The organism is Thiofilum flexile DSM 14609, from assembly GCF_000380185.1.
GTDB lineage: Bacteria > Pseudomonadota > Gammaproteobacteria > Thiotrichales > Thiotrichaceae > Thiofilum > Thiofilum flexile.
In genome coordinates, this window is the sequence record NZ_KB904772.1 from 18,040 (window position 1) to 28,735 (window position 10,696).

Here is a 10,696-nt window from a genome sequence, read left to right on the forward strand (position 1 = left end):
CACTACAAATGGCACGCCAAACAACCTAACTCATCAGCACTTTCACAATTTCTTTCCATTAAATTCTTTTTTAGTTTTGAGGTTTCTTGAATTTTTCTTAGTCTTGTTGCCTCTTTTATCTCTGCAATACGTTCAGGCAGTTTTAAATGCTCTAATCGCTCCCCATCAGACCATGTATGACTTCGTCCATGCGCCTTATGAAAATCTTCATAACTCATAGCTTCTTCGTAAAGATCTGGGTGCCGCTCATACAAACCAACCCACTCCTCTTTACGTTGAAAAAAGCAAAAATAACAACCTGAGCGACTCCGCCATTCATAGTAAGCGGGAAGATCTACTCCAGAATCTCTCAAGATATTACGAATATCATTTATATCTTTACCATCCTCTATAAATGGATAACGTGCGGAGATATTGGGCTTTGTTGATATATACCCTTGCCGTTGTGGTTCATCTGCACGAATTCCAACATAAGTAATCGCATCATCATTCCCAACGAATTCTTCAAATGGCTTAATTTTTAAATTATTTGTACACCATCGCATTTTTGCAGTTGGCAGAATATTTCCATTTAATTTCAAATAAAATTTAAAATCTTTTACAGGGTTAAGCCTGATGATGGGTTTACGTAAATATTTTTCTAATTCATTAATAAAATCTAAAGTTTCAGGAAGCTCTGCACCTGTATCCGAGAAAAAATACTCCATTTTTTCGTGAATCTCTGGATATTTATCACGGATATAAATAGCCAATGCTGAACTATCTTTTCCACCCGATAAGCCTAACAAATGACGTACAGGCTTTTTTTCAGTTAAATCACTCATTCGAGAACCTTTTCTATTGTTTGCCCATTTTGTGATAGACGTCCCAGTAAATTAGCGATAATAGCTAATTGCTCTGACTCATTAAGCCCATCTAATTTCTTAGCAATTTCCCCTGCCTGCACCTCAACAGCTTTACGCTGAGAATCCGACAGTTGCACCACTCGGCTCCGCTCGCCATGAGTAATATCCATCCAGCGGATCAAAAGAGCATCTTGCGCATTATCAGTATTAGATACAGCCAAACGCAGTTTCATTAAATCTCGAAGCTGTTGTCCCCGCTCCTCTAATTTCAAACCGGCTTGTAAGCGATTTTCGTCTGTCCATTTCTTAGGTGGAACCCCCTCAACTAGAGTAGCTACAGACTCTAACCATGCCTGATCAGAATCGTATCCCGGATCGCCAATACGACGAATAAAGGCTCCGACTACTTTCTGATCCGTTGCATACTTATCTAATCCCGCATAACGCCTTGCCAGCTCCCCCCGCAGTAATGACAGGTCTGGCATCGTCTCATCCAGCAACACCTGATTTAACTGCGCCTGCCAATGCTCCAATAGCTTGTCATAGGCCGTATTTAACTCACGCAAAACCGCCACTAAGCGTTGAATAAAGCTTTCCACTCGTGCCGCATCACCGGACACCAATACATCAGCCGCCACGCCACAAGCCTGTGGTAGCTCTTTAAATAATAAGACGCCCGGACTTTTTGCCTGTGCAAAAACCTTACGTACTCGCTCAGCATCCACACTCAATCCAGAACAGCGCATGGTATAGGGCGGCAAATTAGAGACAAAACGCATGAGTGGCCCCACTACATCCAATAAGGAGGCATCTTTACGTACCTTGCCGACCACCTTACCCATATATTGGTCAAACAAGTCACCCCGTACACCCTTTAGCTCAAAGCGTTCTAAGGCAAATAGCTCTGGTCGCCGACACAATAACTCAGCCTGAGCCAATGACATATCATCAGAAAACACCCCTTCTTGGTATAACGCCACCTCACGACGATACGTCAGAAAATAGGCAACCAGAATAATGGGTAGTACCCCAAGCTTAATACCAAAAGGCGGTTGGCGCAGAACATGATAAATTTCAGCGAATGACACTTGTTTTGCACCCGCATCCCCTAATAATTGGGTAATGGTTTCCCACATCGGTTGCAAATTATTTGAAGTCTGACGTGACAGCTTCTCGCTGCTCAGGGAGTCTGCTGAGAGTGGTGCATAAAAGCCCCACTGCCCTTGTTGCTCCCGATGTAACCCCGTATCTTTTAGCAAAGAAAGGTATAAACTCATTTCTGCCGGGGTTTTCTCAATCCCTAGATAAGGTTGATCTGCTGAGGTAAGCATGGCGTTAATCAAGCGCTTACGTCCGGTGCTAGCACTAGGGGTGGGTCGATCCCAATTGATTAACTCATTACGAATCAAGGGCGCTTCAGGGTAACAAAACTCCATTACCCATCTAGATAAATGCTCTTGTAAACTGCGCCGATTCAGCACCGTCCATGCTTGCCCCCCCGCAAACCATTGCAGAGACTCAGGCTCTTCTAGGAAACTCCGTAAGCGCTTGCTAGTCTCGGTTTCGGCATTGTAGAGCCAATCGCGATATTCACGTTGTATTACGGGGTCTTGATGCAAAGCCACATGATGCTTAGGTAACTCCTGTAAGGCCAATTGAGTAATCACCGCCTCTCGTAAGCGTTCGGTAGAGTGACACACAGCAATCACATCATACTTACCAAATTGGCTCATATCGGATAGCACCTCATCTTCTTCAGCAAGGTAAAAGACGATGCGCACAGAGGTCTGATCTAAACTAGCCTTATTGCGAGTAAGGCGTGAGGCGAAACAAGGGGTGAAACTGCGCAAGGTGCCGGTTTCAATAGTAGCACGACGGGCTACAACGGATTTGAATGGTGACAGCGCATTTAATTTGTCTGCTAGTGGTAGATTCTCAAACTCTACCATCGCCTGTTGCAAACTACCTGCTAGATCAAAATCACTTCCCTGCCAAACACGGTACTCTTGATTGAAATGGCGGAAGTGGATAATCGAAGCATCTAATAAGCGTTGGCTATATTGGGATAGACCCTCACCAAAAACCAGCGCTAGAACAGCCTGACTAGCTTTCAAGCCACGTTGACTACCGGCTAGATTCAATAAACCAATCACCTTCAGCAAATCAACCGCAGGATCTTCTGGAGTAACATCAAAACGCTCTAATGCCGTCACCACCTCCACCCAACGATGATAGGTTAGGGGATCAGAGAAACCGCCCGGATGATTCAACATAAAATAATCATATAGATCAGCCGGCAACACCCATTCACCTAAGCGTAATTGTCCCAGCCGGTGACGCAAGCCAAAAGGCTCCTGACTACCTAAATACGAAAATAGGGTACGCTCATTTTGAGCCACCTTCTGACACAAAGTGGGCAATATCAAGGTTGTCAGAGGGTGCAAGGGATAGCATTGTGCAAACAGGGCTTGCGCACTAGTTTTGTCTATCCCATGCGGGAGAGCGCCCTCCTGAGCTAATACCGTTGTCCATTCGTCTAGCTGTAATTGTGTGGCAACCGGCAGTGTACAATGGCTGTCAAAGGCAGACGCAACAATGCGCAGCGCCTGCTCTGCTGGCTCAAGGAATGCTAATGTATTGAAACGCCCCTGAATTTTCTGCCACTCATCCCGTAGGTGCTTACCTAGGCGTTGGGTATAATGCTCAAACGACTGATGCAGCATCACCACAATATGCAGCGGAGCATCACCACCTTGATGAGCATGCTCGGCTAGCAGTTGCAATAAATGGATTTCGCGATTTTGGGGATGATGGGCTTCGTATTCGAGGAACTTACCTAGTTCATCAATTTCAAGCAGAACACCCGCTCCTCCTAGCACCGCCCACTCAAGCTGGATCTCTTCAATGAATTGAATCATACGATCCATAGTCGGTGGCACAGCCTCCTGAGCGGCGGCCTGAATTTTGTGTTGCAGCGCTTTATCTATCCCCTGCTGCTCTAACACACGAGCAAAAGCCATCAATAATTGTTTGCTCAAGGATGCCGGAATGCCATTCACAACAACCCGCAAAAACCCACGTTTGCCTGCGGTAGCTTCCCGAAAATGCGACAATAACACCGCAGCATGATCATGTTGTGCCAATACGCTCAAGGCAGCCTGATGTAGCGGATCATCCTCTCCTGCTAATAAGGCAGAAAGAAATAAGGCAAACGCAGACTTACCAGAACCATAAGGCCCAATCAGTGCCAATGCTCGGTCAGCAGATGCACTACCTAAACTCGCAACCACTTGCTCTAGCGCTTGTAATGATTTAGCGGTTGGCAAATACGCTTGCACTAACTCCAGATTACCCACATCGCGCTGTAAATTGACCGAGCGGGCATAACCAGCTCGCAGACGGATTTGCTCGCTTAAACTACTCATGCCACACCCCCTTGGTAATAATCAAACAGCACCTCGTCAGGCTGTTGAGGGGGAGTTAAACGGTAAAGCTGATTAATGCCAGCGGTATCCCGTAATGCATAATAAGAGGGATAGTCATCCATCATCTGATGTAAACAGGCCATTAGACCTTCTTCATTTAGACGAAATGCAGCACCCGGTGCTGCCAAACCATTACCCCCATACAATAGGTCACGTACTGGAATGGCAGCCTCTTTAACAGCTTGTTGTCCCTGATAGTCAGCAAAGCGTTGTTGTAGTGCAAAGTGCATAGCAATGGTGGGCAAAAAAGGGCGTGAGGTTCGTAAACTACTATAACCATAACCCTCCTCTGTATGATTCACGAGTTGTAACGAGGCTAGGGGGGAATCAAGGTGCTCTTCTCCGCCCCGACCAGCGACAGGCGAATACATGCGTAATAAGGTGGATATATCAGACTTTAGCGTGGTATGTGCCCGCCTCAAACCTAGTTCTTGCTCCACAAAATCCTCTAATGCCTGTAGCACATCTTTATCACGAAAACGCGGGGCAGAATAATGATTGAAGAACCAAAAAAATCCCGTGGCAAACTCAACATTAGATACAATCAACCAGTGAATAATCCACAGCGTTGCCTCATCTTCTAAATAAGGGTCACCCTTCTCACCTAATAATGCATGACCTAAAGGCGTTACTATTCCTTTACCATCCATAAATATGACCAATTTTGCAGCCTGTAACCAATAATGGAGCGCATTTACCATATTGCGTCCAATACCTAGTTGCATCATGGCTTGTTCAGGACTGCGAAAAATATCTTCATTATCGATAGCCGCTGAAATACCTTTAGATAACCAACCGTAACGTAATGGAAAAGTTTCGTGTCGACCAAATGCTGTCTTATTAAGAACCATTATTCTAATTCCTGCATCCGTTGTACTGCAGAAATAATATGCCTGACCGCTGCGGATATTTCACTGTACTGATGATATTGACTAAAGCTAGCTCGTACCGCTCCATATAAGTCCTCGCCCTCAATACCCATAGCGCGTAATACATAAGAAGGATCAATAGTTCCAGATGAGCACGCAGAGCCTGATGAAAGAGCAACCGCTGCTGAAAGCTGATTAATCAGTGCCTCTGTACTAATACCTTTGACCGAAAAATTGACAATATAAGGCGAGCTATGGGCTACATCGCCATGAATTTTAATCGATAAAGACTGCTGAAGACCTTCAATAAACTGGCGCTTTAGGTCACAGACATGCGTATAGTTCTTAGTTTGACAGTTACACGCCAATGCTAAGGCTGCTTTTAATCCATGAATTTGATGGGTTGGCAAAGTGCCCGAACGAAGGCCAAATTCCTGCCCCCCACCCGTTAACATGGGTTCTAGCTTTAAATAACGCCGATTACGAATAATTAGGCATCCGATGCCCTTAGGGCCATAAAACTTATGTGCGGAGAGAGATAATAAATCAATAGGCGTTTTTTCCAGATCAATAGCGAATTTACCGACAGCTTGAGCCGCATCCACATGGAATAAAACGCCGGCATCCTCTAATAAGGCCGCTATTTCATGGATAGGCTGTATGACTCCCGTTTCATTATTAATATATTGCAGGGATACCATCAACGTATCGGGGCGCAACGCTTTTTGCACTGTCTCAGGATCAATGCGCCCATGGCTATTAGGTTTGAGATAAGTCACCACAAACCCCTTATGCTCTAGGGCATGACAGGTTTCCAATACTGATTTATGTTCGATCAAGGAGGTTACTAGATGTCTACCTGTAGCAGCATGAGCATAGGCTATACCCCGTAAAGCTAGATTATTGGCCTCGGTTGCCCCCGAAGTGAATATAACCTCATCGCTATGACAGCCTAATAAGTTGGCAATTACAGATTTCGCCTCTAGCACAGAATCGGCAGCTTGTTGCCCTAGAATATGCCCTGCTGATGATGGGTTATAATAACAACTACCCGCTCCTAAATAGCCTAGCATGACGTCTATGACCTCCTGCGCAACGGGTGTACTTGATGCAGTATCAAGGTAAATCACATTCATATCCATAGAGCAAAGTCAGTTAAAATGGGAACAGGCGTTTTGGCGTGGGAAAGAGGACTTACCAAAAATAACTACAGCAAAAAAAGGGGGATAAAAGTACAGCCCAAATACTTTATTAACTATCATCAATCCATAAAAGCTTCTACTTATCATGGATTTAAACAACAAAAACCATTTAGCTACTGTTGTTTATAATATAGAGTCTTATCACTATAAAGACAGATATCTTAACACAAAAATAAATAATATTAAGATACTAGTCAACAAAAAAATGCTACCTAACTCCACTCAAACGGATCTAAAGTTGCAGGGCTTTTTTGATCTATCCCATCAAAAATGGACAGTCTAAGATGCGAGAGAGTTATAAAAATCCGCTTCACATTGTATCGGGCTTCGATACTGATTAGCCGAGTGTAATCGGGTTCGGTTATAGTCCACCTCAATATAATCAAATACCGTCTGGCGTAAGGCTTCATGGGTAGCAAAACGCTCATCATGCAAGGCTTCTACCTTCAGCGAGTGGAAAAAGCTCTCGGCATTATAAATATATTAAATCCACCAATGGTCGGTGTCTGCATCAACATGGAGCCACTTATGGCAATGGTGACAATATCACCCCCTGGGATTGTATCAACCAACCCAACGTAAGCGAGAGCCATACCGGAGCGAGGGTATGGCTTAATCACAAACAATAACAAAACTTATTAAACACTCTTCTGTCAATGCTTCATTGATCGCTGGGAAAACAGCGGTTTTGGTGGCAAACTGGTGTTTTCTCCTGCGCTTGGAATGTGCATGTATATCGTTGATCTTGCTGTAGCTCGTTACCGTTTTAATTTACAGGCCGAAACCCCGATTCATCTACCTACCTATGCTGGTTCGAGCTGGCGTGGCATCTTTGGGCATGCACTGCGTCGCTCCGTTTGTGTGACACGAGCACCGACCTGTAATGGTTGTCTGTTGCAAGGAGCCTGTGTTTATAGTGCCGTATTTGAGACCCCCGCTCGGCGGGAACCGTTGCTGGCTCAGATCAGTGACGCACCCCATCCTTATATTCTTGAGCCACTCTCTACATCTGGGCGGACATTTGATAGCGGGGAACACTTGCAGGTGGGAATGGTGCTGATTGGAAAGGCTAATACGCAACTTCCCTATCTGGTACATGCCCTGCAACAGGCGGGAGAGCAAGGATTAGGTCGTGAGCGGGGTCATTACCATCTGCTCGAAATAGAGCAGGAGCAGGTAATCGGGAATGATAACTGGGTGAGAATTTATGCTGATGGTCATGGACTACAACCCTTGCCCGTTCGGGAGCTGGTAGCTCCGGCCTTACCAGAGCAACCGATACAAGTCTGTTTTCAGACACCCTACCGAGGCTTGCAACAGGGAAAGCTAATGCGAGATGCGGAAGGCTTCCAGTTTCAGACTTTTATGAATGGGCTGATCCGACGTATTTCATTGTTGCGGGCTTATCATGGTGCGGGGGAGCTGACGCTTGATTTTCGTGTGCTTAGTGAGCTGGCGGGGCAGACTCCGATGCTTGAGTCTCAATTACATTGGTATGACTGGTCACGCTACTCCAATCGACAACAACGTCTGGTGCAAATGGGCGGCTTACTGGGTAATTTCCAACTTCCAGTAGATCATATAGAACCGCTGTGGCCTTATTTATGGAGTGGACAATGGGTGCATGCAGGCAAAGGAACTGTGATGGGATTGGGGGGGTATCACTTATCAACAGCACATTAAGCCTAAAGTTAGTTAACCTGAGGGGCTTCACAAGCTTGTGATCCTCAACATTTCATATCATTTCCTCCAGAATAGACCTCTTCGCAGCAATAAATATGGAAAAGGAGAGACTTCGTGACACCCGTAACACTTATCAGCTTTTTGGGTAGAAACACTAGTGCGCCCACCACCGGCTATAAATCACTGAATTACCGAATCGACGAGACGACCTATTCAACCGCTTACTTTGGTTTTGCTTTGGCAAAACATATCCGTCCACAAAAAGTCCTCCTATTGGGAACCTCTGGCAGTATGTGGGATGTTCTAATTGAGGCTCATACTGAGGATGCCAGTATGGAAAAGAGCCGCTTGCATTTGATGGAACTAGCTCAAAGTAACCAAGTTGATGAAGCTATCCTAAGTGAATTAGCCCCCTTGATTGAACGGCATCTGGGTTGTCAGGTAGAGATGCGTATTATCCCTTATGCCATGAATACTGAAGAACAAATCAAGATTCTGGCAGACATCAATGAGTATATCCAACCAGGGGAGTCCGTCATTATGGATATTACCCACGGTTTTCGTCATTTACCAATGCTAGGGCTGGTAGCTGCACATTACTTAGAGCGTATTAAACGGGTACGGCTGGAAGGTTTGTATTATGGTGCGGCGGATATGACCACTAATAATGAAACCCCTGTGCTGGACTTGCGTGGATTATTACAAACAATGGACTGGATTCAGGCATTTGCCGCTTATGATGCTAGTGGTAACTATGCCCCGTTTGCCCGCTTATTGCCACAAGAAGGCTGGACTGAGGCGGAGTGTAATAGCTTGCGTGAAGCAGCCTTCTTCGAGCGTACTACCAATGTGATCAAAGCTAAAGAAAAGCTTAGTGGATTAAAAACAGCGCTGGAGCAACGTGGATCAACTTTTTTACGCCTATTTGGGGATGAACTCCAGAAACGCTTATCATGGTGGCGCTCACCAGAGCGGGCTGATCGGGAAATTGAACTGGCACGAACCTACTTCAATAATGGTGATTATCTACGAGCCAGTATTTTTACTCAGGAAGCCTGCTTAAGTGCCACTATGCCATCTGAACAGCAGGGTGAATTCAGTGAGAAGCGCGAACAAAACCGTAAAGCTATGCAAAAAACAGATGGGCGTTTTGAGCGCTTAAGTGATATTCGCAATGCTATGGCTCATGGACTCAAAGGATGGCGGCAAGAATCAGCAAAGGTTTTGCAGAACGAGCAGTCCCTACGTGCAACCCTAGGCGACTTTATCAAGAACTGGCGCGAGCTGGGTAAGTCAACTCCTAGCAATAAGTGAGAGCAGCCGCATGCAAACAGACCCTGCAAAATTCGACAAACGCATTCTACTCATGCTAATGGGAGGTTCTCCTGCCATTATCACTGAAGTAATATATGCTCTGACTCAAACGCGCCAGCCTGCTTGGTTTCCGACCGATATTCATATCATCACTACCACTGAAGGCGCACGAAAACTTAGCGAAAACCTATTGGGTGAAAACGGTGCGCTCCAACGTCTATGCCAAGATTATGACATTAGCCTACCCCAAATCACGTCACAGCATATTCATATTATCACTCGTGAACAGCAGGAACTGGCAGATATAAAGACCGAGGCGGATAATACCGCGACAGCCGATTTTATTACCGCTTTGGTACATCAGTTAACAGCAGATCCTGATACCAGTCTGCATGTATCCATTGCGGGTGGGCGTAAAACTATGAGCTATTATCTTGGCTATGCACTGTCACTATTCGGGCGGATGCAAGATCGTTTATCGCATGTGTTGGTGGATGAAAATCTCACTACACGTGATTTTTTCTATCCCCCTCCTGCCTCGGATATCCCTGTGCTACTAGCAGACATTCCGTTTGTACGCTTGCGAGAAGGTCTGGGGTTTGCTAAAGCACTCAGTGAAGGCCAGTATACTTTTAACCGCGCAGTGGAATTGGTACAGCGTCAGTTTTCTGGTATTCGGGTGGAGCTTATCGAGAATAAATTATACGCTAGTGGCATCTTAGTGGAGCATTCGATATTTAAGGCTACGAGTCTTGCCGTATATGTTTGGCTGCTGCTACGCCATTGGGATGGACTACCCCCTGTCACCTTCAAAAGTAAGGATGATACCCCCAACCTAACTTATAGCTATGAATTACTGGCAGTGTATCACCGACTACACGGTGAGCGGGGTATCAACAAAATGGAAAATGCACTCGAAGCTGGAGGACTGTCAGTAGATTATCTACGCCCACACATCACTAATTGCAACAAAGCACTGAAGCATACATTAAATAAGGCAGCTGTTTATTACCTGATTAATACGGTGGAGGATGAGGGTATTATCCAATATTGCTTGCCAGACAGCCTACGACCAGAGTACATCCACTTACCGATTATTGACATCCTCCCCCGACCTAAAGGACGGGGATTCCTACAGCTAGACGCTCATATCCGAGCGCAAGAATGTTCTTAGCCGCATTGACATCTCTATCATGCACCGCTCCACACTCGGAGCAAGACCATTCTCTTATTCGCAAACCCGCTCTACCTTTCGGACTATTAAGGCTGATACAGCCGCAACACGAACAAGTCTGGGT

The 10,696-nt window shown here is 45.5% G+C and carries 8 protein-coding genes and 1 pseudogene; 3 read left to right on the top strand and 6 right to left on the bottom strand.

Features of this window, described 5'->3' with window-relative positions:
• Nucleotides 1–2 precede the first annotated feature (2 nt).
• The 5 genes and pseudogenes from A3IK_RS0111175 to A3IK_RS0111200 form a co-directional block, all read right to left on the bottom strand.
• On the bottom strand, nt 3–824 hold the full coding sequence (locus tag A3IK_RS0111175) for a phosphoadenosine phosphosulfate reductase domain-containing protein (protein WP_020560066.1): 822 nt from the start codon (nt 822–824) through the stop codon (nt 3–5).
• Nucleotides 821–4,270: a DUF6079 family protein gene (locus tag A3IK_RS0111180; protein ID WP_020560067.1), complete on the bottom strand. Its 3,450-nt coding sequence runs from the start codon at nt 4,268–4,270 to the stop codon at nt 821–823. The genes A3IK_RS0111175 and A3IK_RS0111180 overlap by 4 nt, the downstream gene beginning before the upstream one ends.
• Nucleotides 4,267–5,181, bottom strand: coding sequence for a DUF4007 family protein (locus tag A3IK_RS0111185; RefSeq protein WP_020560068.1), 915 nt, complete (start codon nt 5,179–5,181; stop codon nt 4,267–4,269). The genes A3IK_RS0111180 and A3IK_RS0111185 overlap by 4 nt, the downstream gene beginning before the upstream one ends.
• Nucleotides 5,181–6,341 (bottom strand): cysteine desulfurase family protein, encoded by a 1,161-nt coding sequence (locus tag A3IK_RS19260; protein WP_211209439.1) that lies wholly within the window; start codon nt 6,339–6,341, stop codon nt 5,181–5,183. The genes A3IK_RS0111185 and A3IK_RS19260 overlap by 1 nt, the downstream gene beginning before the upstream one ends.
• A gap of 339 nt (nt 6,342–6,680) precedes the next feature.
• Nucleotides 6,681–6,872, bottom strand: a pseudogene (locus A3IK_RS0111200) (IS3 family transposase); the annotation flags it as partial.
• 258 nt (nt 6,873–7,130) lie between these two features.
• On the opposite strand from A3IK_RS0111200, the gene cas6 reads away from it, so the two are divergent.
• From cas6 to csm6, 3 genes are all read left to right on the top strand, one after another.
• Complete coding sequence (cas6, locus tag A3IK_RS0111205) at nt 7,131–8,084, top strand: CRISPR system precrRNA processing endoribonuclease RAMP protein Cas6 (RefSeq protein WP_020560072.1); 954 nt, start codon at nt 7,131–7,133, stop codon at nt 8,082–8,084.
• A 114-nt stretch (nt 8,085–8,198) separates the two neighbouring features.
• A complete protein-coding gene (gene csx2, locus A3IK_RS19265; RefSeq protein WP_020560073.1) occupies nt 8,199–9,398 on the top strand; it encodes a TIGR02221 family CRISPR-associated protein in 1,200 nt (399 codons plus the stop codon).
• Between the two features lie 10 nt (nt 9,399–9,408).
• The gene (gene csm6, locus A3IK_RS20385; RefSeq protein ID WP_020560074.1) at nt 9,409–10,572 is read left to right on the top strand and encodes a CRISPR-associated ring nuclease Csm6; all 1,164 of its coding nucleotides are present in this window, start codon (nt 9,409–9,411) and stop codon (nt 10,570–10,572) included.
• Here the strand turns inward: csm6 and A3IK_RS20875 are convergent.
• On the bottom strand, nt 10,514–10,696 hold a 183-nt coding region (locus A3IK_RS20875), incomplete at its 5' end, for a zinc ribbon domain-containing protein (RefSeq protein WP_162596647.1). The genes csm6 and A3IK_RS20875 overlap by 59 nt on opposite strands.

Bases quoted from the DNA above. Each gene is read 5' to 3' on its own strand.
- A3IK_RS0111175 (WP_020560066.1), bottom strand. From the start codon at position 824: ATGAGTGATTTAACTGAAAAAAAGCCTGTACGTCATTTGTTAGGCTTA.
- csm6 (WP_020560074.1), top strand. From the start codon at position 9,409: ATGCAAACAGACCCTGCAAAATTCGACAAACGCATTCTACTCATGCTA.
- A3IK_RS0111185 (WP_020560068.1), bottom strand. From the start codon at position 5,181: ATGGTTCTTAATAAGACAGCATTTGGTCGACACGAAACTTTTCCATTA.
- A3IK_RS19260 (WP_211209439.1), bottom strand. From the start codon at position 6,341: ATGGATATGAATGTGATTTACCTTGATACTGCATCAAGTACACCCGTT.
- A3IK_RS0111180 (WP_020560067.1), bottom strand. From the start codon at position 4,270: ATGAGTAGTTTAAGCGAGCAAATCCGTCTGCGAGCTGGTTATGCCCGC.
- cas6 (WP_020560072.1), top strand. From the start codon at position 7,131: ATGTATATCGTTGATCTTGCTGTAGCTCGTTACCGTTTTAATTTACAG.